The organism is Streptomyces sp. NPDC051662 (genome assembly GCF_040681655.1).
GTDB lineage: Bacteria > Actinomycetota > Actinomycetes > Streptomycetales > Streptomycetaceae > Streptomyces.
This window is the reverse complement of sequence record NZ_JBFAZD010000014.1, coordinates 175,461-197,914: the sequence shown is the minus strand read 5'-3', so window position 1 is coordinate 197,914 and position 22,454 is coordinate 175,461. Positions and strand designations below refer to the sequence as shown.

The 22,454-nt window shown below is 69.7% G+C and carries 18 protein-coding genes and 1 tRNA gene; 7 read left to right on the top strand and 12 right to left on the bottom strand.

Annotation, left to right across the window (positions count from 1 at the left end; genetic code table 11):
* Nucleotides 1-31: 31 nt before the first annotated feature.
* Nucleotides 32-1,630 carry a dynamin family protein gene (locus AB0M67_RS24120; RefSeq protein ID WP_365748577.1) on the bottom strand — a complete coding sequence of 533 codons (1,599 nt, stop codon included), beginning with the start codon at nucleotides 1,628-1,630 and terminating at the stop codon, nucleotides 32-34.
* A gap of 316 nt (nucleotides 1,631-1,946) precedes the next feature.
* On the opposite strand from AB0M67_RS24120, the gene AB0M67_RS24115 reads away from it, so the two are divergent.
* From AB0M67_RS24115 to AB0M67_RS24100, 4 genes are all read left to right on the top strand, one after another.
* A tRNA-Arg gene (locus tag AB0M67_RS24115) sits at nucleotides 1,947-2,019 on the top strand.
* 666 nt (nucleotides 2,020-2,685) lie between these two features.
* Entirely contained in the window at nucleotides 2,686-3,051 is a 366-nt protein-coding gene (locus AB0M67_RS24110) for a hypothetical protein (RefSeq protein ID WP_365748525.1), read from the top strand.
* A 359-nt stretch (nucleotides 3,052-3,410) separates the two neighbouring features.
* Nucleotides 3,411-4,610: a YbhN family protein gene (locus tag AB0M67_RS24105; protein WP_365748523.1), complete on the top strand. Its 1,200-nt coding sequence runs from the start codon at nucleotides 3,411-3,413 to the stop codon at nucleotides 4,608-4,610.
* Nucleotides 4,611-4,811: 201 nt separating this feature from the next.
* The gene (locus AB0M67_RS24100; RefSeq protein ID WP_365748521.1) at nucleotides 4,812-5,546 is read left to right on the top strand and encodes a fasciclin domain-containing protein; all 735 of its coding nucleotides are present in this window, start codon (nucleotides 4,812-4,814) and stop codon (nucleotides 5,544-5,546) included.
* A gap of 121 nt (nucleotides 5,547-5,667) precedes the next feature.
* Here the strand turns inward: AB0M67_RS24100 and AB0M67_RS24095 are convergent, their stop codons facing one another.
* On the bottom strand, nucleotides 5,668-6,156 hold the full coding sequence (locus AB0M67_RS24095; protein ID WP_365748520.1) for a hypothetical protein: 489 nt from the start codon (nucleotides 6,154-6,156) through the stop codon (nucleotides 5,668-5,670).
* A 396-nt stretch (nucleotides 6,157-6,552) separates the two neighbouring features.
* Here AB0M67_RS24095 and AB0M67_RS24090 point away from each other — a divergent pair, with 396 nt between their 5' ends.
* On the top strand, nucleotides 6,553-7,497 hold the full coding sequence (locus tag AB0M67_RS24090; protein WP_365748519.1) for a phosphotransferase: 945 nt from the start codon (nucleotides 6,553-6,555) through the stop codon (nucleotides 7,495-7,497).
* Nucleotides 7,498-7,549: 52 nt separating this feature from the next.
* Here AB0M67_RS24090 and AB0M67_RS24085 read toward each other — a convergent pair whose 3' ends face one another.
* The 3 genes from AB0M67_RS24085 to AB0M67_RS24075 form a co-directional block, all read right to left on the bottom strand.
* Complete coding sequence (locus tag AB0M67_RS24085; protein ID WP_365748517.1) at nucleotides 7,550-8,368, bottom strand: SAM-dependent methyltransferase; 819 nt, start codon at nucleotides 8,366-8,368, stop codon at nucleotides 7,550-7,552.
* Nucleotides 8,369-8,490: 122 nt separating this feature from the next.
* Entirely contained in the window at nucleotides 8,491-8,724 is a 234-nt protein-coding gene (locus AB0M67_RS24080) for a DUF397 domain-containing protein (RefSeq protein WP_030352492.1), read from the bottom strand.
* Entirely contained in the window at nucleotides 8,724-9,584 is an 861-nt protein-coding gene (locus AB0M67_RS24075) for a helix-turn-helix transcriptional regulator (protein WP_365748515.1), read from the bottom strand. The genes AB0M67_RS24080 and AB0M67_RS24075 overlap by 1 nt, the downstream gene beginning before the upstream one ends.
* Nucleotides 9,585-9,783: 199 nt before the next feature.
* On the opposite strand from AB0M67_RS24075, the gene AB0M67_RS24070 reads away from it, so the two are divergent.
* Nucleotides 9,784-10,437, top strand: a complete 654-nt coding sequence (locus AB0M67_RS24070; protein ID WP_365748513.1) for an ATP-binding protein — start codon at nucleotides 9,784-9,786, stop codon at nucleotides 10,435-10,437.
* A gap of 123 nt (nucleotides 10,438-10,560) precedes the next feature.
* Here AB0M67_RS24070 and AB0M67_RS24065 read toward each other — a convergent pair whose 3' ends face one another.
* Nucleotides 10,561-11,022, bottom strand: a complete 462-nt coding sequence (locus tag AB0M67_RS24065) for an anthrone oxygenase family protein (protein WP_365748511.1) — start codon at nucleotides 11,020-11,022, stop codon at nucleotides 10,561-10,563.
* Nucleotides 11,023-11,317: 295 nt separating this feature from the next.
* Here AB0M67_RS24065 and AB0M67_RS24060 point away from each other — a divergent pair, with 295 nt between their 5' ends.
* The gene (locus AB0M67_RS24060) at nucleotides 11,318-12,028 is read left to right on the top strand and encodes a DNA-binding response regulator (protein ID WP_365748510.1); all 711 of its coding nucleotides are present in this window, start codon (nucleotides 11,318-11,320) and stop codon (nucleotides 12,026-12,028) included.
* 71 nt (nucleotides 12,029-12,099) lie between these two features.
* On the opposite strand, the gene AB0M67_RS24055 is transcribed toward AB0M67_RS24060, so the two are convergent.
* From AB0M67_RS24055 to iolB, 6 genes are all read right to left on the bottom strand, one after another.
* A complete protein-coding gene (locus AB0M67_RS24055; RefSeq protein WP_365748508.1) occupies nucleotides 12,100-12,960 on the bottom strand; it encodes an ABC transporter permease in 861 nt (286 codons plus the stop codon).
* A complete protein-coding gene (locus tag AB0M67_RS24050) occupies nucleotides 12,957-15,524 on the bottom strand; it encodes an alpha/beta fold hydrolase (RefSeq protein ID WP_365748575.1) in 2,568 nt (855 codons plus the stop codon). The genes AB0M67_RS24055 and AB0M67_RS24050 overlap by 4 nt, the downstream gene beginning before the upstream one ends.
* Before the next feature lie 259 nt (nucleotides 15,525-15,783).
* Entirely contained in the window at nucleotides 15,784-17,625 is a 1,842-nt protein-coding gene (gene asnB / locus AB0M67_RS24045; RefSeq protein WP_365748506.1) for an asparagine synthase (glutamine-hydrolyzing), read from the bottom strand.
* A gap of 425 nt (nucleotides 17,626-18,050) precedes the next feature.
* Nucleotides 18,051-19,550, bottom strand: coding sequence for a CoA-acylating methylmalonate-semialdehyde dehydrogenase (gene mmsA, locus AB0M67_RS24040; protein WP_365748504.1), 1,500 nt, complete (start codon nucleotides 19,548-19,550; stop codon nucleotides 18,051-18,053).
* A gap of 14 nt (nucleotides 19,551-19,564) precedes the next feature.
* Nucleotides 19,565-21,439, bottom strand: a complete 1,875-nt coding sequence (iolD, locus tag AB0M67_RS24035) for a 3D-(3,5/4)-trihydroxycyclohexane-1,2-dione acylhydrolase (decyclizing) (protein ID WP_365748502.1) — start codon at nucleotides 21,437-21,439, stop codon at nucleotides 19,565-19,567.
* A complete protein-coding gene (iolB, locus tag AB0M67_RS24030; RefSeq protein WP_365748500.1) occupies nucleotides 21,436-22,446 on the bottom strand; it encodes a 5-deoxy-glucuronate isomerase in 1,011 nt (336 codons plus the stop codon). Before iolB ends, iolD begins: the two co-directional genes overlap by 4 nt.
* Between the last annotated feature and the right edge of the window lie 8 nt (nucleotides 22,447-22,454).

The window sequence follows — 22,454 nt, the reverse complement described above, 5'->3', positions numbered from 1 at the left end:
TCAGCAACATCAGTCACCTGAGACACATCGGTCACCTTTCCCTCTGGAGTACGGACAGCGCGGCGATCAACTCGGCCTGCGGCTCCGGGCTCACCTCAAGCGCGTCGAGGGGGCCCAGCCGCCGGTCGCGCTCCGCGTGCAGTACGCGATCGATGTATGTCGTCACCAACTCGCCGCCCCGGTCGCGCAGCCGCAGCGCGGCGTGCGCCCCGACCCGCTCCGCGAGCCGCTCCCCCGCGAGCCGGGCGCGCCGGCCGCCGAGCAGGGCTGCCGCGAGCAGGGCGGCGACGGTCTCGGCGTCGGGCGCGGGGGTCCGTTCGAGCTGCCGGACCTCCTCCTCGGCCAGTTCCTCAAGGACGCGGCGCCAGCGGCGTACGGCCATCCCGACCCGTTCCGCCGTCTCCCCGTCCGGACCCGGCATGGGCAGCGTCCCGGCGGCCGGCTCACGCCGCCATACCTCCTCCACCCGCTCCTCAGCGGCGGCCACCGCGCACTGGAGGAGGGCGCCCAGGCTCTCCACCAGTGAGTCGAGCAGCTCACGCGCCGAACTGTCCCGGGGATAGCCGCGCCAGCGCGTCCGCGCGTCCCCGGCGAGCACGGCCCCGCGCTGGAGCTGCCGCCGCACCCGCTCGCCCTCGGACGCGTAGGCCTCCTCGACCGCGCCCGTCAGCCGCACGGCGGCGGCGTACTGTGCGGCGACCGCCCCCGCCAGCTCCGGCATCCGCGCGTTCAGCGAGTCGATGACCCCGGCCGCGGTGCGTACCAGGGCCTGCTGACGAGCCGCCGGGTCCTGTACCCGGTGCGCGAGCCAGGCGAGCAGAGGCGCGACGGCGGTGGTGGGCAGCAGGCCCCGCCCGGCGCCCGCGGACTCGGGCAGTTCGGGGACGGTGAACCGCGGTACGTCACCGAGCCCGGCCCGGGTCAGCAGCGCCGCGTACTGCCGTGACACCTCGTCGATCATCTGGTGCGGCACCCGATCGAGGACGGTGACCAGGGACGCGTCGTACTCCTTCGCGGTACGGAGCAGATGCCAGGGCACGGCATCCGCGTAGCGGGAGGCGGTGGTCACCATGACCCACACATCCGCGGCGCAGATCAACTCGGCGGCCAGCAGCCGGTTCTCCACCACGAGCGAGTCGATGTCGGGTGCGTCGAGCAGCGCGAGCCCACGGGGCAGGGTCGAGGCGGTGTCGATACGCAGCGCGCTCTGCTCCACGGACCCCATCCCGTCCGTACCGATCCCCCCGTCGTCCTCCTGCTGCGGCAGCCAGACGCGCGTCAGGTGCGGCAACACCCGCATCCCGGCGAACCAGTGGTGGTCCTCGGGGTGGCAGACCAGTACGGGGGTACGTGTGGTGGGCCGCAGCACCCCCGCGTCACTGACCCGCCGTCCCACAAGGGAGTTGACGAGCGTGGACTTCCCGGCACCGGTGGACCCCCCGACGACCACGAGAAGAGGTGCTTCGGGGTCCCTGAGCCGGGGCAGCAGGTAGTCGTCGAGCTGTGCGAGCAGCTCGGCCCGGGTCTGCCGGGCACGCGGCGCCCCGGTGAGAGGCAGTGGAAGACGCACGGCGGCGACACGGTCGCGCAGTGCGGAGAGTGCGTCGATCAGCTGGGGCCGTACGTCCAAGGTCACCACATGCGAAGAATGCCCAATTTTGGAGCCTTTTTGAAGCGTATGGACATCCCTGCGCGCCGATCACATACTCGGGACAGACGGGACGAGTGGGGCACAGGCATAACGACTGCACAACACCCGGGGCGCCGAGGGCCAAAAGCGATGCGTGAATCGCACCTGCCTGCGATTATCGGTTCGCTTCACTGAACCTCCACAACGTGCCACGGGCGTGAAGCAACCGGGTCAAGGTGATCGGAGCCCTATCCTTGTCCCGGCAAGGTCGCGGAACCACCCAACCAGGGCTTCAGGTCACCGAGGCCACCACCCGGCCCCCGTAGCTCAGTGGATAGAGCAGGTGCCTTCTAAGCACTTGGCCGCAGGTTCGAGTCCTGCCGGGGGCGCTTTTCTACGCGCGGTGCACGGCCCTCCCCAAGGGAGGGCCTTTCCGCAGGTCAGAGGCACCTTAGCGGGTACGGCGTAGCGCTGGCGTAAGCACCGGCACCACCGATACCGGCACCCGGGGCTACCGGCACCCGGGGCGTTACGCGACCCCGCCGAACCCCGGGCCGCGACCCCGGCCGGCCGCGCGCCCGTGGGCTGTCCGGGACGCCATCGCCACCGGGCCGGATTCCCGGCAGGCCGCCCCCGACCGGGCCGCCACCTACCGACACCACCGGGACCTGGTCCCGACACCATCAGGACCGGGTCCCGCGACAGAGCCCCCGCTTCCCCCGACGTCTGCTCGAAGGCGGCGCGCCCGGCGCCCGCGCCCCTGCCGCTCCCCGCCGCTCTCCGTCCCCCGTGCCGTGACACCCGGCATGATTGCGTGAGCCATGGCGAATGAATCACATTATGCGTAGCGGATTACGTATTCATTTGGCGAGGCAATGCCAAATGTCAGATTGATTCCCGGCGCACGCCGGAGCTTTCTCCTCGCGTGAACGCCGTATTCACAGGTGTCGTGTACTCGTACGGATGACATGCGTTCTCTCCCCCTTCCCGACACGCTTTCCGGGGTGCCATAAAGGACCCGGGGGAAATTCCCCCGTCAATAGAATGAGGGAAGCATGCGTAGATTGCGTAGCAAGGCCGGTGTCCTCGCGGTTCTCGCCGTACTCGCGGTAGGCGGCACGGGAATCGCCTCCGCCGTACAGACAGAGGGTTCCGACTCCGGAGCCACGCGCGGTGCCATGGAGCCGCCGCGGGTGGAGTACACCGGCGTCATCAAGGGTCCCCAGAACGCGAATGTCCACAAGGCCAAGCACCTGGACGCCGAGGAGTGGGGGCTGATCTACAACACGGAGACGGTGCATCTGAAGTGCAAGGGCCGCGGCGGCGGATACACCTGGTACCAGCTTGAGGGCCAGCCGAACAGGTGGATCGTCGGCTTCAAGCTCGAAAATCTCACCCCCGGAATTCCCAACTGTCAGTGACAGTTCCGGGAATCCACCGAACATATGCGGCCGGCCGGGACGGCGCACTTCAGTGACATGCCCCCCACGGCCATGCCGGATCACCGGGTGTCAGCTCCCCGGTGGTCCGGCGTCCACGGGCCACCGCCCAACTGTCGTCCGTGACCATCGAGATGAACGACGCGCGGGTCCGGGGTGGGCGTGCGTCGGGTGGGGTCGTCGGCGGGCCGCTGGAGACAGGCCCGCTGAAACTGTTCGCCGACGGCTCGGCTCAACACCCGAATGGCCCAGTGCCGCAGACCGGATCCCGGCATGCCGTGCGGCGGCCCCGGGAAGAACGGGCGGGGCCGGAGAGCCGGCCGGGTCGTATCGTGAAGAGCGTGGCGGGCCGCTCCGGGGGGCACAAGGGGGCCTCGCGACACGCCTTGGCCGCCGCGGTCACGTCCGTACGTCCGCTCTGGTGGGTCGTGTCAGCCCTGCTGGTGGCCGCCGCCGTGGTCGTCACACTCACCCGGCGCCACGAACTGGTCACCGCCGTACATCTCATCGATGACGTCCGGCTGCCCAGACTGGTGATCGCCGCCGGGTTCGAGGCGGCTTCCCTGGGCTGTCTGGCGGCCGTGCAGCACTGGCTGCTGCGCGCGGGGGGTGCGCGGATCCGGCTGCGGGTCGTCGGCGCCGTCGTGCTGGCGGCCAACGCCATCGCGGGGGCGCTGCCCGGTGGGGCGGCGTTCGCGGCGGCGTGGGTGTTCCGGCAGTTCCGCCGCCGGGGCGCGGGGCAGGTCCTCGCCGGGACCGTGCTGGTGGTCGCGGGGCTGCTGTCCGGGCTGAGCCTCTTCGTCCTTCTGATGGCAGGTGTACTGGCGGCCGGTTCATCGGGCCCGGTCGCCGGGGTGCGGCCGGTGGTCGTCGGGCTCGCCGCCGTGGCGGTCCTGGTGGCGGGCGTGGCGGGCGGCCTGTCGCGGTTTCCCCGGGTAAGGCGCCGGGCCCGCCGGGTGTGGCGGCGGATCGGACTGCGCTCCCGACGGCTGTGGGACATCGAGCGGGCGCTGTCGCGTCTGGGCCATCAGGTCCGTACCACCAGGCCGGGGGTACGCCCGTGGCTGTGGCCGTCGTCGCTGGCCGTGCTCAACTGGGGCTTCGACCTCGCGTGTCTGGTCGCGTGCGTGTGGAGTCTCGGGATCGCCGTACCGTGGCACGGCGTTCTCGCCGTCTACGCGCTGACGCAGTTCGCCGGAAGCCTGCGGCTCACACCGGGCGGTCTGGGCGTGGTCGAGACGAGCCTCACGGCGCTGCTCGTGCTGTACGGGCTGAGCACCGAGCAGGCGATCGCCGTCACGCTCCTGTACCGGGTGCTGAGTTACTGGGTGCTCCAGCCGATCGGCTGGGCGAGCGGGCTCGGACTGACGCTGAGCCGTGCCCACGCCGGTCCAGGTGCCAGTACCGGAGCCGATACCAGTGCCGATACCAGTGCCGATACCGGTGCCGATACCGGTCCTCACGCCGGATCCGAATCCGGCGACGGATCCGGCGACGGATCCGAATCCGACGGTGAATCCGCCGCCGACGGCCGCGCCTGACCTGGCCATACCTCTCAAGATGCCCATATCCACCCAGTACGGCTACGCTTTATGCGGTGGCTTGACCGATTGACAGGCTGGACCGGTGAGAACGCCCCGTCCGGCATCCCGCGCCACCGGCAGGATCGGCCGCCCCGGCCGCCATCGACGCCTCCCGGGCCCGAGCCGGGGCCCTCCTCCCACAGGAAGAGGAATCGAGACATGAAGTCCTCCCGCATCCGTCGTACCGTCGTGGCCGCTGCCGCCGTGGTGGCCCTCCCGGTCTCCCTGGGCGTCATGGCACCCCAGGCCTTCGCGGATCCCTCCACGCCCGGCACCCCCACACCGCCGACCGCGTCCGTGACCCCCAGCACGCCCACGTCGCCCAGCGAGTCCGCGTCGCCGAGCGAGTCGACGTCACCGAGCACGTCCACCTCGCCCAGCCCCTCCACCTCGCCGAGCAGGACCGCGGTGCCCAGCCCGGCCGTTCCGTTCGGTCCCGAATGCTCGTCGATCCCGAAGACCGGCGCCGGCAGCTTCGTCGAGATGGCCAAGGAGCCGGTGGCGACGGCCATTTCGCACAACCCGGACTTCAGCACGTTCGTCTCGCTGGTGAAGAAGGCCGGGCTGACCGACAGGCTGAACACCGCCCAGGACATCACGCTCTTCGTGCCGACCAACGAGGCGTTCAAGAAGCTCTCGACGGCGGACCTCGACCAGATCAAGAACAACGAGGCGCAGCTCAGGAAGGTCGTGAAGTATCACGTCGCGGAGAAGAAGGTCGTCCCCGACCAGCTCCCCAACGGCGTCTTCTCGACCTGGGAGGGCACGACCCTCTCCACCTCGGGATCCGACCGGACGTTCAAGGTGAACGACACGGCGAAGATCCTCTGCGGGAACATCAAGACGGCGAACGCCACGGTGTACACCATCGACACCGTGCTGACGCCGAAGTAGCGCGTCACGCCTCGCCGTACGCACCGTGTCGTACGGTGAGGCGTACACACATCGTCGTACGCACGTCTCGGATGGGCGGGCCCGCCGACCGGGCCCGCCCATCCATCGTGCCGAGGACGCGTCAGATACCCGCCGAGGCCATTTCGATCGCGGAGCGGTAGTTCAGCGCGGTCGCCTTCACACAGACGCCGTACGTACGGTCCTTGGTGACCACGAGGAAGTAGTCACGCAGGTTCTTCCAGTAGTTGACGAGATAGCCCAGCCCCGGAATGAAGCCGGCGGGCCGGGGTACGAGGGCGAACGCCTCGGAACACTTCAGGATTTCACCGGTGGCCGTCGAGAGGACGGCCGCCACATCGCTGTTCATGTTCCAGCCGGCGGCCAGCGAGTCGTTCCAGATGGCGCCGGCTATCTGCCGGAGCCGCTCCTGCTCCTCCGGCGTGGGATCGCTGCTGAACGCGACACTCCCCGATGAGACGGCTCTCGCGGCCGGTGCCTCGGGAGCCCCGCCGGCCGCGTGGGCCGCACCCGCCGTGCCGACGGCCAGGACCGCCCCGGCGGCGACCAGCGCCACCGCCGACGCCCAGCGGGATACTCTCCGCTCAACCATGTTCTCCACCCCTCCCCTGCAGCTGACCCGAGGTCCGAATTGGCCCTCGTCGGTCGCTGCCGCGCCGAGCCTCCCGTTTCGCCCCCGGGCCGTCAACGGCGCAGATCAAGCCGCGTGGCGATCCCCGATCTATCGAACGTCTGTTCTATGATTCCCCCGGTGCGCCCCGTTACACGCCCTTGATCAGGGCCGTTGTCCGGGCGCCCACCCCAACACCCCGCGCTCCGGAGGAATCATGCGACCTGTTCCCGCCCCCGCCCGTCTCGCTCCCGTCCCTCTCCCCGCGCCTTCCGTATCCCTGGTGTCTTCGGCGCTTCCCACGCTTCCGGTGCTTCCCGCGCTTCCCGTTGTGGCCGCCACGGATCTGTCATCACGACCGTCACCGAGGTGGGGCGCATGAGTCACACCCACGACAAGTCCCTGCCGCCCTCGCTACGAGTCTGGGCGGAACGCGTCGTCGGCCCCCTCTCCGCCGTACTGGACGCGTCACACCCACGCGAGACCTCGCGGGTCTGGGATGTCACCGGCAGTCGCGACCGGCGCTTCTTCATCAAGCAGTCGGCGAGTGCCGCGTTGTACGAAAGGGAGACCTTCGGGTACCAGTCCGCGGTACCCGCCCTGGGATTCGGCCGCGCCCCACGGCTCGTCGAGACCGACCCCCGGCAGCTGGCGCTGCTGCTGACCGCCGTGCCCGGCACACCCGTATCGCGGCTGGCGCTGCCCGGCCCGGAACGCCGCTCGGCCCACCGGCAGTTCGGGGCCCTGCTGCGCCGTCTGCACGGCACGGACAAGATGCCGGGCGCCGGACGACGGGAGGCCCGGGCCGCGCTGGAACGGCTGGCCGACGACGCCGAGCACCACCTCGCCCGCGCCCGTGACCTGATGTCCGAGAGCCGGCGCGCGCTCGTACGCCGCTCGGCCGACCACGTACGGAAACTGACCGATCTGCTCGCCCCCGCCCATATCCACGGCGACGCCCAGGAACGCAACGCCCTCTGGACCGGCCCGGCGGTGCCAGGACAGCGGACGTCAACGCGGGAGGCACCGGGACAGCTCGCGGTCATCGACTTCGAGCGGTCCCGGTACGCCCCCGCCGTACAGGACTTCGTACGGCTGGCCTGCGGCCCCTGGCAGGACCGCGACGATCTGCGCGCCGCGTTCTTCCACGGGTACGGCCGCCCGCTGACCGACGCGGAGCGCCAGGCGCTGCCGTGCCTGGCCGCGCTCGACGCCGCGAGCTGTCTCGCGTACGGGCCGGACCATGGCGAACACGACGTCACGGCCCGGGGGCTCCGTACGCTGGCCCGTCTGGAGAGCGGCGCCTGGGGAACGTTCGTATGACCGGACGGCGCGTGGATGTGACCGGACGGGGCGTGCGCGGTGCCGGCCGCCGTTACGGCTTGCGCGCCACGCCCGCGTAGATGGAGACCGCCGCATCGGTGGCGCCGTCCCTCGGTTCGCCGTCCGGGCGCCAGCGATGCGGCACCGCGAGGCCGGGTTCGACGAGTTCCAGCCCGTCGAAGAAACGGAGGACGTCACTCCGGGAGCGCACCTGAGCGGGGATACCGCCGCGGTGGTAGACATCGATCACTCGCTCCCACATCTCCGGGGCGAAGTCCGGAGTGCAGTGGGAGAGAACCAGGTAGCTCCCGGAGGGCAGCGCGTCGACCAGACACCCGACGGTCTCGTACGGACGGAACTCGTCCGGCACGAAATGCAGCAGCGCGTTGAGGGACAGCGCGACCGGGCGCGTCAGATCGATCGTGTCACGCAGCCGCTCCGACTCGATGATGGTCTTCGGCTCCCGGACGTCCGCGTGGATGTACGCGGTACGGCCCTCGGGCGTGCTGCGCATCAGGGCCTCGGCGTGCCGGAGGACGATCGGGTCGTTGTCGACGTACACGACACGGGCGTCCGGGGCGGCCTCCTGGGCTATCTGGTGGAGATTGGGCCGGGTGGGGATGCCCGTACCGATGTCGAGGAACTGCCGGATGCCGGCCTCGGACGCGAGCCAGCGGGTCGCCCGGTGCATGAAGTGGCGGTTCGTCTGCGCGCAGATCTTGACGGTGGGGAAGACCGACTCGACGGTCGCCGCGGCCAGTTGGTCGGCTTCGTAGTAGTCCTTGCCGTTGAGATAGAAGTCGTACATCCGGGCCGGGTGGGGCTTGGTGGTGTCGATCTCGTCTACCGACGGGTGGTCGAGGTCCGTCATGCGGGGCCGTCCGTTTCTGGCTCGTGGGGGGTTTGAGGGCTTTGGGGCCGTGGGGTTTCTTGGGGGGGCGAGGTATCCGAGGAGGCGGGGGGGTAGCCGGGCGGGCCCGGAGGAGGTGGCGACTACAGCAGGAAGTCGGCGAGACCGTTCTTGGCGCCTGCGACGAAGTCGGCCATGGCGGCCGCGGTGCAGATCAGGGTCGGCCCCGACGGGTCCGCCGACTGACGGATCGCGACGTGCTCGCCGTCCACCTTCTTCGTCTCGACGCAACTGCCGCCGTTGGGGCCGCTCCACGGCTTCTCCCAGCCATCGGCTCCCAGTTCATCGGCCGGCATACCGTTGAAAATCTCCCGCATTAGAGCTCCTTGCGTATCCCTAGGAGAAAAGCTCTGGTTTCGTCAACGGGTGCCGCCCGGGCGGACATATTGTCCAGGACTTCCAGATAGGCGGCGATATCGGGGCGCTGATCCATATAGACGGCGCCGGTGAGATTCTCGGTGTAGACGACATCGGGCAGTTCGGGTATATCGAACCGGAAGAGATGGAACGGTCCGAACGCCCCGAGATGCGGCCCGATCGCGAACGGCATGATCTGCAAGGTGACGTTGGGGATCTCGGTGGTTTCCAGCAGCCGGTCGACCTGCGCCCGCATCACCTCCGGATTGCCGACGGGTCTGCGCAGGACCGCTTCTTCCATCAGAATCCACAGAAAGGGCGCGTGCGACTTGGTGAGCAGCTGCTGACGCTTGACGCGCAGGGCGACGCGCCGCTCCAGCTCCTCGGCGTTACGGTGCGCGCCCGCCCGCAGCACACCGCGGGCGTACTCCTCGGTCTGCAACAGGCCCGGCACATAGTGGGGTTCGTACGTCCTGATCAGACTGGCCTGGTCCTCCAGGCTGATGTACGCGCTGAACCAGCCGGGCAGCGCGTCCCGATAGCGATGCCACCAGCCGGGCCTGTTGGCGACCTTGACCAGCTCGGCGAACTCCTCGGCCTCGCTCTCCGTGACTCCGTACGCCTGCAACAGCAGCAGGACATAGGGGAGTTTGAGGCTGACCTCGGAATTCTCCATACGCCGAATGGTCAGCGGAGCGACATCAAGGACTTTCGCCGCCTCCTCACGGGACACCCCCGCCTTCTCACGGAGTGCCCCGAGCCGCTTGCCCAGAACGATTCGGAGGACGGTGGGCGCGGTTCCCGGACGAGCCTCACTCATGTGGGGTCTCCTGACGTCGACTCATCTCATGAAGTCTGACAGGTGAGTGGTGCGCTAACCAGAGAGATGTGGAGCATTGTGAAATTATCAGAACGATCGGTTGCGGCCTGTGACCGCCAACGCTCATAGTGAACGCGTGGCTCACATCACGGATCACCGTGCACACAAGCAACCCCTGCCTCTCGCCGGGGAGTTACAAGTGCGGGCTCGGCACCCCTGGGGTGCCTGGTGTGCCTCGGTCAGCCGACGGGACGAGGGAACCGGCCCCGGCCCCGGCCTCCGCGCACGTACGCACTGTCACGACACCTACGGTCATGACGCCTACGGGCATGAGGCGTACCGGCACGGCACCTGCGGACACGAGGCGCCCGGGCACGAGGCGTACGAGCACGAGGCATACGGGCACGAGGCGTACGGACACGACCTGCGCGAACACGGTCGGCACCCCGCGTACAGAAGCGCCTTCACGCTCCCCAGCCGACGGGACTCCGTCTCCAGAGCGCGCCACTGGCTCCGTGATGAGCTTCAGCGGTGGAGACTGCACACGGATCTGTGCGATGTCGCCGTCCTCGTCGTCTCCGAACTGTTCACCAATGCCGTGCTCCATACGGCCAGCACGCTGATCAGCTGTGAGGTGCGGCTCCTGGCCGAGCATGTACGGCTCGACGTCCACGACCAGGGCGCGCGGGACGGGGCACCCAGCCCCCGCAGCCCCGACTTCCGCGCGGAGAACGGGCGTGGCCTGCTGCTGGTGGAGAGTCTGGCCGAGGCGTGGGGCGTCGGATCCCGCGAGGGTGGGGTGGGGCGCACGGTATGGGCGATGCTCCCGCTGAGTCACGGGTCCGGCATCTGAACGACGCGTCGGGCCGCGGGTTGTCGCCGGTCCCGACCGGCAGTACAGGGGTCTGCCGGTCGGGTCGGTCCGGCCGGGCCGACCCGGACTGGGCCGGCCGGACCCGCCCGGGCCCGCGGCGGGTTACGAGAGAGCGGCGCCGACCACCAGCGCGAAGGCCGCGACGGAGAAGAGCGTGCGGATGAGGTGGAAGGTGTTCCACCGGGACTCGAAGGCCGCGCGCGCCACACCGTCGGGTGAAGAAGTGGCCGAGGCCAGCGCGTTGTTGAGCGGTACGTTCCCGCCGATGGTGACCAGATGATTGAGGACGGCGCAGACCAGTCCGGCCACCAGAAGCCAGCGCTGGGTGTCCGAGCGCCCGTCGACGGGTATGGCGAGCGCCGCGGCCGGGAACGCCACCACGGCGAGGAAGGTGAGCAGGAAGACCGGGCGGGGCACGTACTCGTTCACCCGGCGCATGGCCGCGACGAACTGCTCGTCGTTCAACCGCCCCAGGGCGGGCATGATGCCGGTCTGGAAGATCAGGAAGTACCCCGCGAACAGACCCGTGGAGATCGCGGCGAGAGCGAGCAGCAGAGTGGCCATGCGCACATCATGGCGCACGTAAAGGCCGGCTGGGCAGGGTTCTTGGGGGCTTCTCGATCACACCGGTTCGATCGCCGCCGATCACCCAGACTGCGGGAGTATGGGCCGATTGCGGAAGCTCTGGCATGGAGTCGCCACTCTCCGTACCAGCACTTGTCACGGTGAGCAATGATGTGCGTACATGGAGTGGCGTACGGCTCCGAGGGGATGGCGGGGGTGGTCAGCCGTGGCAGAGGTTTCGGGTTCTGTGCTCAACAGGTCGACATTACCGGTGGGCGGAGCGCGGGAGGACGTGGTGGACACGCCCCATCCGCCCGGCCGCCCCATCCAGGGTGTGCGGGAAGTGACGGCGACACTGACGGCACTGGTCCGGTCCGCCCGCCGGGAGCTGCTGATCTTCGACGACCCGGGCAGTTGTCTGGGCCAGTGCATCCCGGAGCAGTTCCTTGAGTTCGCCGGTGCCTGTGTGCGTGCCGCGGGTGAGCAGAACTGGCACGACAGCGGCCCGGGAGGCAGAGCGCGCGGACGGTCCAGCGCGGTCGGCGTCCGCAGGATCGTGCCGCGCCATGGGCTCGCCGGGCTCGCGTATCCACTCCCCCGGGACCTGCCGGGCCGGGCCAGACAGACGGACTCCATCCCGTTCAAGATGGTCCTGGTGGACCGCTCGGTCGCCGCGGTCCCTCTCGATCTCCAACTCCACTACCACGGGCTGCTGTTGATCCGCGATCCGGTGGTCGTCCAGGCCCTGGTCCGTACGCACCAGACATGGTGGGACACGGGTGAGGAGCTGCCGACCGCCGCGCTCCCCTCGCCCGGAGGTCTGCCGGGACACCTGCGGCCCGTCCTGGAGGCGCTGCTCGCTGGTCTCACCGATGAGACGGCTGCCACCCGGCTGGGCATGTCCAGCCGTACCTACAGCCGTCGGGTGGGCGATCTGCTCACCGCCCTCGGCACGACGAGCCGCTTCCGGGCGGGTGCGGAAGCGGCTCGAAGGGGGTGGATCTAGAAGGGGATCCAGAAGGGGGATCCAGAAGGGGATGACTCTGCCGGGCGGCTACGAAACGGCGTCCTCAGCGGCTACGAAACGACGTCCTTACGCGAGAAGCCCCGGAAGGCCAGCGCGAACAGCACCACGGCGTAAGTCACTGAGATCGCCGCGCCCTTCACCATGCCGCTCCACTCCAGTTGCGGCTGGAGCGCGTCCGCCCAGGCGAACTGCCAGTGCGCCGGAAGGAAGTCCCGCCAGGAACCGAGCGCCGTCACGGCGTCCAGCACGTTACCGATGATCGTCAGCCCGACCGCCCCGCCGACCGCGCCCAGGGGTGCGTCGGTCTTGGTGGACAGCCAGAAGGCGAGGCCCGCGGTCACCAGTTGGGAGACGAAGATGAACGCCACGACGAGCGCCAGCCGGGGCACCGCTTCGGCGGTGGCCAGGGAGCCGCCCGTCGGCAGTTCGAGTGGCTTCCAGCCATAGGCCGCGGTGCCCGCCGCCAGGGCGACCAGCGGCAGCAGCAGCATCGCCGCCGCGCTCATACCGAGCGCCACCGCCAGCTTGCTCCAGAGCAGCCGGGCGCGTGGCACGGGCGCGGCGAGGAGATACCGCAGCGAGGACCAGCTCGCCTCGGAGGCGACCGTGTCCCCGTGGAACAGCGCCACGGGCACCACCAGCAGAAAGCCCGCGGAGACAAAGAGGCAGGTGGCCGCGAAGTTGGCGCCGGAGGCGGTCGCGGTGTCCATCAGGGTCACCCGGTTGTTCTCGCCGTCCGCGCCCGGGGTGCCGCCGATCGCGAACGCCACGATCAGGATGAAGGGCAGGACGGCGAGCAGGACTCCCATCGCCAGCGTCCGTCTGCGCTTCAGCTGGCGCAGCGCCTCGACCCGCAGCGGCAGGGTGCGCCGGGCCCGGTAGCCGGGGGCCGATTCCGTCAGCGCGCTCATGCGGTGCCTCCTGAGATCAGGGTGAGGAACGCGTCCTCCAGGCGGCGGTGCGGTCCGACACCCGTCAGCGGGACATCCAGCCGGATCAATTCGGTGACCAGCGCGTTGGTGCTCGCCCCGTCGAGCCGTACGAGCAGACCGAGTCCGTCGTCCGCGCGGACCGCCGAGCCGATACCCGCCAGCGCGGCGATCTTCTCGACGACCGGCTCCGGCACCTTCTCGGCGGTGGTGACGAGCAGGGTGTCGCCCGCACCGGTGATCTCCGCGACCGGACCGGCCTGGACGAGCTGTCCGCGGTGCATGACGACCAGATGCGTACAGGACTGCTCAACCTCGGAGAGGAGGTGACTGGAGACGATCACGGTCCTGCCACCGGCCGCGTATCTGATCATCACGTCCCGCATCTCGCGGATCTGGGGCGGGTCGAGACCGTTGGTCGGTTCGTCGAGGATCAGCAGATCCGGCATGCCGAGCATGGCCTGGGCGATCGCGAGCCGCTGGCGCATGCCCTGCGAGTAGGTGCGTACGGCCCGTGCGAGGGCGTCGCCGAGCCCGGCGATCTCCAGGGCCTCCTCGATATGGGAGTCCTCGGCGGGGCGTCCGGTGGCCTGCCAGTACAGCTCCAGGTTGGCCCGGCCCGACAGATGCGGCAGGAAGCCCGCGCCCTCGACGAACGAGCCGACCCGGGAGAGCACCGGAGCGCCCGGCCTGATGGCGTGCCCGAAGACACGGATCTCGCCCGCGTCGGGGCTGATCAGCCCCATCAGCATGCGCAGGGTGGTGGTCTTGCCGGCGCCGTTCGGGCCGAGAAGGCCGAGGACCTGGCCCTTTTCGACCTGGAAGGAGAGATCACGGACCGCGTAGCGGTCGGCGGCCCCGGCGTACCGCTTCGTCAGCTCGGTGATCCGCAGCGGCACCTCCGCGAGCGCGGGATCGGGCGCCGGCGCGCTGGTGCGGCGCCGGGCGGTGAGCAGCAGTGCGGCCGCGATCAGTACGCCGGCGGCCGGCAGCCCCCAGGTCCACCAGGGCAGTGCGGTGGATCCGGTGGTGAGCGCGGGCACGGTCGGTACGGTCAGCGGGCCGTCGACGGAGACCCGGTAGGTGGCCGGGACCGCCGGGGAGGCATAGCCGAGGTCGGTGGCGGAGAGGACGACACGGAGCCGGTGCCCCGGCACGACCTGATGGTCCACGGCGGGCAGGGTGAGCTCCACCGTTCTGCCCTCGCGCGCGTCCTCGATCCGTACGGGCGAGACAAGCTGCGAGGGCAGCACCTGCTGGCGGCCGTCGGGCCCGACGTCGTACACCTTGGCGAAGAGAACCGCGTCACCGCTGTCGGAGGTGACGGTGGCCCGGACGGTCGGCGAGCCGGTGATCCGCAGTGACCGGTCGAGCGGTGCGGAGTCGAAGCGCGCGTGCTGTCCGGGGAAGTCGAGGGAGAGCCCGACGCCGAGCGAGGAGAGCTGGGAGAGTCCGCCGCCGACGCCCGGTACGGCGGAGATGGCGGGCGGGCTCCCGCCGGCCGGGTTGGCGAAGGTCTGCGTGCCGCCGTTGAGCGGGACGCTGGTGGTGCCGCTCTCCAGGCCGGGGTAGCGGTCGCTGCTCGCGCCCCGCAACAGGGCCTGACCGTCGGTGGAGTCGATACCTCCGGTCCGGCTGACACGGAACGCGGGTCCGGTGTCCGCGCCCTTGTCGTCCTTGAGATAGCGGTCGAACCAGGACGAGATCCGGCCCTCCAGCCGGGCGTTCTCGCGGTCACCGCCGTCGTGTCCGCCCGCCATCCAGTCGACGTCGACGGGTGCGCCATTGGCGCTGATCGCCTTCGCCATGGCGTCGGCCTGGCCGAGCGGGAAGAGTGAGTCGGTCTGGCCCTGGACGATCAGCGCGGGCACATCGATACGGTCACCGACGGCGGACGGGCTGCGCTCTTCCAGGAGCTTACGGGCGGCCTCGTCCGGCGTACCGGAGACGGCGACCCGCTGGTACATGTCGCAGAGTTCCTTCTGGAACGTCTCACAGCCACCGCCGGTGGAGAAGAAGATCCCCGCCCAGAGCTTCTTGAAGACGCCGTTGGGGAAGAGCGCGTCGGCGAGGTTCCAGTACGTGATCAGCGGGGCGATCGCGTCGACCCGCTTGTCGTATCCGGCGGCGAGCAGCGAGACGCCACCACCGTACGAGGCGCCGGTCACCCCCACCCGGGGATCGCCCTTCGCGTCGAGACGCACCTCGGGCCTGGCGGCGAGCCAGTCGATCATCCGGGAGACGTCCTTGACCTCGTGATCGGGGTCATTGAGCCCGATCTCACCGGTCGACTTCCCGAAACCGCGCGCCGACCAGGTCAGCACCGCGTATCCGTCCCGGGCGAGCTTCTCGGCCTGGCCTCGTACGTCGTCCTTGCTGCCGCCGAAACCGTGCCCGACGAGCACCGCCGGCCGCCGCCCGCTGCCGGCGGTGAAGTACGAGGTGTCGATCCGGGCACCGTCCATCGACAGCACCTGATCCGTGCGGTGCACGGCGGGCGCACCGTCCGAGGCGACGGCGGTCCAGGTCCCGGCTCCGACGAGCACGGCGGCGACGCCAAGGCTCGCGAGCCATCGCGCGCGCGGCCGAAACCGGCGGGGGGTTCGTAGCTCCATGATTGAACCCTAAACGGGCCCCGGCCCCGCCCGTGGTGACACCGGTCGGAACTCGAACGTCTCCCCGGGTAGTACGGACAGCGTCGCCGTACACCAGACGCGGTATGCGGAACCTTACCGAGGCGACGGAAAAGGGATGGGATGGGGCCGGAGCCGCCCGCGGAGCCGGCGATTCCAGCGGGCGGGCCTTTCAGGTCAGAGTGATCTCCGGGTTGTACATGTCCAGCCAGATCGCCAGGTCCAGCGTGCGCTCCAGGCCACGGCGCGAAGCCTGGGTGATCTGGGGGGTGTCGCGCTCCGTCACCTGTCGGACGCGGTCGGCGTCCACCAGGTCGAAGACCCGGTGGGACGGTTGCGAGAGCAGGTCCTTGGCGAGTTCCTGGAGGGCGACGGCGTACTTCGGGTCCTGGGTGGACGGATAGGGGCTCTTCACCCGGTCGTACACCGATTTCGGCAGCAGGTCGGCCGTCGCCTCCCGCAGCAGGCTCTTCTCCCTGCCGTCGAAGGACTTCAGGGACCACGGGGCGTTGTAGACGTACTCGACGAGCCGGTGGTCGCAGAACGGCACCCTGACCTCCAGGCCGACCGCCATGCTCGCGCGGTCCTTGCGGTCCAGCAGGATCCGCACGAAACGGGTCAGGTGGAGGTAGCAGATCTTGCGCATCCGGTACTCGAAGTCGCTCTCCCCGCTGAGGCGTTCGATGTCGGCGATGGCCGTGACATAGCTCTCGCGGAGGAACTCCGGCAGATTCACGGCCGCGCTCACATCGGCGCGCAGTACGTCGGCGTCGTCGCCGAAGTGGTCGGCGAAGCGCACCAGCCACGGGAACATCTCGGCGTGCCTGGCCTCCTCGTCGAAGAACTGGAGGTAGCCGCCGAAGACCTCGTCGGCCGATTCGCCGGAGAGCGCGACGGTCGAGTGCTTCCGGATGGCCCGGAAGAGAAGGTAGAGGGAGGAGTCCATGTCGCCGAAGCCCATGGGGAGATCGCGGGCCCTGATCATCCGGCCGCGTACCTCGGGATCGGCCAGGGCGTGCGAGTCGAGCATGATGTCCTGGTGCTCCGTGCCCGACGCGAGTGCGACGTCGTGGACGTACGGGGCGTCCGGGGTCGCGCGCAGTTCGTCGGCGACGAAGTTCTCGGTCTGGCCGAGGAAGTCGACGGAGAAGCTGCGGACCCGCTCGCCGGTCTCGGCCAGTTGACGCGCGGCCAGCGCCGTCATGGCGGAGGAGTCGAGGCCGCCGGAGAGGAGCGTGCAGCGCGGTACGTCCGCGACGAGCTGGCGCCGCACGATGTCGTCGAGGAGGGTGCGTACCCGCGCCACCGTGGCGTCACGGTCGTCCGTGTGCGGCCGGGTCTCCAGCGACCAGTAGAGCCGTCGGCGCAGTCCGGCGCGGTTCAGGGTCAGTACGGTGCCGGGTTCGACCTCGTGCATTCCGTCCCACACGGCGTGGCCGGGCGTTTTCACGAAGGAGAAGAGTTCACGCACCCCGTCCAGCCGGACCCGGGCGCGGGCGAGCGGGTTGGCGAGGATCGCCTTGGGTTCGGAGCCGAACAGCACACCGTCGGGGGTCGGATAGTAGTAGAAGGGCTTGATGCCCATCCGGTCGCGGATCATCACGAGCGTGTCGGTGCGGCCGTCCCAGATCGCGAAGGCGTACATGCCGTTGAGCCGTTCCGCCACCGCCTCGCCCCACTCCTGATAGCCGTGCAGGACGACCTCGGTGTCGGAGTCGGTGATGAACCGGTGGCCCCGGTCCGTCAGCTCGCGCCGTAGTTCGGTGAAGTTGTAGGTCTCGCCCGAGTAGACGAGCGCCAGGGGGCCCTGCGGGGTGTCGAGCGTCATGGGCTGACGCCCGCCCGGCAGGTCGATGATCGCCAGTCGGCGATGGCCGAGGGCCGCGGGGCCGCTGATCCAGGTGCCGCGGTCGTCGGGGCCCCGACAGGCCATGGTTTCCGTCATCGCATCCAATGTGTCGGACGCGGAACGCAGATCACGGTCGAAGGAGACCCAGCCGGTGATGCCACACATGTGTGTCCTCCTGCTTCCGATCCCAGGCCGGAGCGCAGGTCAGAGACCGTGGACAAGCCTGGGGTTCACGGCAGGACGGGGCACCGGGCCAGATCAGTTGTATCCAGCACCTATATTACGAGCGTGAGTCATACGACTGCGCCCGGTCAACGCGGCCGTCCGATACCCGGTTACGCGAACCGGGCACTTTCAGCCGTACGCCGCGAAAGGTAATGAATTGCTCTGGACCGGGATACGGGGGCGTACCAGGGCCGTGGCCGTGTCGTCGGCGCGAGGGAGAGTCCCGATCAGGCCATGGGCAAAGACTTCATCAACCGGCCGGTGACCCGAAGCGCGCGGGATACGCCGGTGGCCCGTACGACGGGGGACGTCGTACGGGCCACGGCTGCGATCAGGACCGGGAGTGGTGGGCCGGGAGCGGTGTGTCAGTGGTTGCGCGGGAACCCGAGGTCCACGCCCGCCGGAGCCTCGGACGGGTCCGGCCAGCGAGTGGTCACCACCTTGCCGCGGGTGTAGAAGTGCACACCGTCGTTTCCGTAGATGTGATGGTCGCCGAAGAGCGAGTCCTTCCAGCCACCGAAGGAGTGGTAGCCGACGGGGACCGGGATCGGTACGTTCACCCCGACCATGCCGGCCTCGATCTCCAGCTGGAAGCGGCGGGCGGCGCCGCCGTCGCGGGTGAAGATGGCCGTGCCATTGCCGAAGGGGGAGGCGTTGATCAGGTCGACGCCCTCCTCGTATGTCTCCGTACGCACCACGACCAGCACCGGGCCGAAGATCTCGTCACGGTACGCGTCGGAGTCGGTGGAGACCCTGTCCAGCAGCGAGAGCCCGATCCAGTGGCCTTCCTCGAAGCCCTCGACCGTGTACCCCGTACCGTCCAGGACGACTTCGGCGCCCTGGGCGGCCGCGCCCGTGACATAGCCGGCGACCTTGTCGCGGTGGGCCCTGGTGATGAGCGGGCCCATCTCGGAGGCCGGGTCGTCGCCGGGGCCGATCTTGATCTTCTCGGCGCGCTCACGGATCTTGGCGACCAGTTCATCGCCGATCGCGCCCACCGCCACGACCGCGGAGATCGCCATGCAGCGCTCACCGGCGGAGCCGTAGGCGGCCGAGACCGCCGCGTCCGCGGCGGCGTCGAGGTCCGCGTCCGGCAGGACCAGCATGTGGTTCTTGGCGCCGCCGAGCGCCTGGACGCGCTTGCCGTTGGCGGCGGCCGTGGTGTGGATATAGCGGGCGATCGGGGTGGAGCCGACGAACGAGACCGCTGCCACATCCGGGTGGACGAGCAGCGCGTCCACCGCGACCTTGTCGCCGTGCACGACATTCAGCACTCCATCGGGCAGCCCGGCCTCGGCGGCCAGCTCCGCCAGCAGGTTCGCCGCCGAGGGGTCCTTCTCGCTGGGCTTGAGTACGAAGGTGTTACCGCAGGCGACCGCCAGCGGGAACATCCACATCGGCACCATCGCCGGGAAGTTGAACGGCGTGATGCCCGCGACGACGCCCAGCGGCTGGCGGATCGAGGAGACATCGACGCGGTTGGAGACCTGGGTGGACAGCTCGCCCTTGAGCTGGGTGGTGATCCCACAGGCCAGTTCGACGATCTCCAGGCCCCGGGCGACCTCGCCGAGCGCGTCCGAGTGCACCTTGCCGTGCTCCGCGGTGATCAGGGCGGCAATATCGTCGCGGCGGGCGTCCAGCAGCGCGCGGTAGCGGAAGAGGATGCCCGTGCGCTGGGCGAGGGACGAGGTTCCCCAGGTGGCGTACGCGGCCTTCGCGGCGGAGACCGCGCTGTCCACCTCCTCGGCGGAGGCGAGCGCGACCTGTGTGGTGACGGCGCCGGTCGCCGGGTCGGTCACCGGGCCCCAGTTGCCCGACGCGCCCTCGACGGTCTTGCCACCGATCCAGTGGTTGACGGTCTTCATTCCGTTGAGCTCCTTCACAGCTGGCGGCGGCGGGCGGCTACGTGCCGGTCGTACTGCTCACGGGCCTTGACCGCGGACGGACGCGTCGCGGTCTCGGCCACGGGGACATCCCACCACGCCTGGGCCGGAGGGACGCCCGACACAGTGTCTGCCGTTTCGGTCTCCACATAGACACATGTGGGAACGTCGGCGGCACGCGCCTCGGCCAGGGCTTCACGCAGGTCACGAACAGTCTTGGCACGGATCACCCGCAGGCCGAGGGAGGCCGCGTTGGCAGCGAGATCGACAGGCAGCGGGGCGCCGGTGTAGGTCCCGTCGGAGGCCCGGAAACGATAGGCCGTGCCGAACCGTTCCGCGCCGACCGTCTCGGACAGGCCGCCGATGGAGGCGTAGCCGTGGTTCTGGAGGATCACCACCTTGAGGGGCAGCCGCTCCTGGACCGCCGTGACGATCTCGGTGGGGTTCATCAGATACGTACCGTCGCCGACGAGCGCCCAGACCGGCCGGCCCGGCGCCGCGAGCTGCACGCCGATGGCCGCCGGGATCTCGTACCCCATGCAGGAGTAGCCGTACTCGACGTGGTACTGGTCACGGGAGCGGGCCCGCCACAGCTTATGGAGATCGCCGGGGAGCGATCCGGCCGCGTTGATGACGATGTCCTCGTCGCTGACCAGGGCGTCGAACGCGCCGAGGACCTGGGCCTGGGTGGGGCGTACGAGATCCTCGTCGGCGGTGAACGCCGCGGCGACGCGGTACTCCCAGCGCTCCTTGTCCTCGGTGTACTCGGTCGCGTAGGCGGGCGCGACGCGGTGCCCGACGAGCCCCGCCGCGAGCAGTTGCAAGGCTGTTCGGGCGTCCGCCACCAGGGGGTCGGCCGCGAGCTTGTGGGCGTCGAAACCGGTGACATTGAGATTGAGGAAGTGGACGGCGGGGTTCGTGAAGAGCGTGCCGGACGCGGTGGAGAAGTCCGACCAGCGGGTGCCGACGCCGATCAGCAGATCGGCGGTCCTGGCCAGTTCATTGGCGGTGGCCGTGCCGGTGTGGCCGATGCCGCCGACTTCGCAGGGGTGGTCGTACGGCAGCGAGCCCTTGCCGGCCTGGGTGGTGGCGACCGGAATCCCGGTCGCCTCGGCGAACGTGGCGAGCACATCCTCTGCCGCGCTGTGGTGCACTCCGCCGCCCGCGACGAGCAGGGGACGGCGGGCTTCCCGTACGAGCCGTACCGCCTCGGCGAGTTCGTCGGGATCGGGCGCCTGACGGCGGACTCGCCAGACGCGTTCGGAGAAGAACTCCTCCGGCCAGTCGTACGCCTCCACCTGCACGTCCTGGGGCAGGGCGAGGGTGACGGCCCCGGTCTCGGCGGGGTCGCTGAGCACGCGCATCGCGGCGAGCGCGGCCGGGATCAGCGCCTCGGGGCGGGTGACACGGTCGAAGTACGTGGAGACGGGCCGCAGGGCGTCATTGACGGTGATGTCGCCCGCGCTGGGCAGTTCGAGCTGTTGCAGGACGGGGTCGGCAGGACGGGTGGCGAAGGTGTCACCGGGGAGCAACAACACGGGGAGGCGGTTGATGGTGGCGAGAGCCGCTCCGGTGACGAGATTGGTCGCGCCGGGACCGATGGAGGTGGTCACGGCATGGGCGGACAGGCGGTTGCTCTGGCGGGCATAGCCGACGGCGGCGTGGACCATGGCCTGCTCATTGCGTCCCTGCAAGTACCTCATCTCCGAGGCGGACTCGACAAGGGCTTGGCCGATACCCGCCACGTTGCCGTGGCCGAAGATGCCCCAAGTGGCGTTGATCAAACGTTGTTTGTGGCCGTCCCGCTCGGTGTACTGCCGGGACAGGAAGCTGATCAGCGCCTGGGCGACGGTAAGACGACGCGTACTCATCGGGATTCCTCCTCAGCCGCGGGTGCGGCCCCAGTTCCTGCGGCCGCGGCCTCGGACTCCGCGGATGCGGGTGCCCCGGGCTCCGCGGATGCCGGTGCCCCGGGCCCCGCGGCCGTGCCTTCCGGCTCGGCCGATGCCGCCTCGTACAGCGGCAACCGGGGGTCGACGGCCAGCCCCGGCCACGTATCCCTGATCCAGCCGTGGTCGGGGTGGTCGCGGATCAGCCACTCCCGCGACTCCCCCGGCCCCGCCATCACGTTGAGGTAGTACATGTCCCGGCCCGGCGAGGCGATGGACGGGCCGTGCCAGCCGTCCGGGATCAGGACCGTGTCGCCCGTACGGACCTCCGCGAGGACATCCGTCCCGCCGGGCCGGGACGGCGAGACCCGGTGATAGCCGAGGCCGTCGCCGTCGATCTCGAAGTAGTAGATCTCCTCCAGCTCGGACTCGACGCCCGGCCGGTACTCGTCGTGTTTGTGCGGGGGGTACGACGACCAGTTGCCGCCCGGGGTGAGCACCTCGACCGCGATCAGCCGGTCGCACGCGAAGACCCCCGCCGCGCCGAAGTTGTTGACCTGACGCGAGCAGCCGCCCGCGCCGCGCAGTTCGACCGGAACCTCCGGCGCGGGGCCGTAGCGAGCGGGGAGTCGTCGCTCGCACTTCGCTCCTGCCAGGGCGAAGCGGCCTCCCGCACCGGAGGCGATCTGTGCGTGGGCATCACGCGGCACGTACGCGAAGTCCGTGACTCCGCTGAACACGCTTTCCCTGCCCCGCAGTTCAAACAGTTTGCCCTGCGTGCTCACCGTGCAACCGCCGGTGAGCGGAAGAACGATCCACTCACTGTCCCCGGCGGCCAGCTCGTGTGTGCCGCCGGGCGGAAGCTCCAGGACGCGCAGACTGCTGTGTGACCAGCCTGCCCGCCGCGGATCGATGTCGAGGGCGTACGGTCCCGACGCGGCGCTGCCGGCGGGTACGTACCGGCCGTACGGTTCGTGGTTGGTCGTCATGAAGTCTC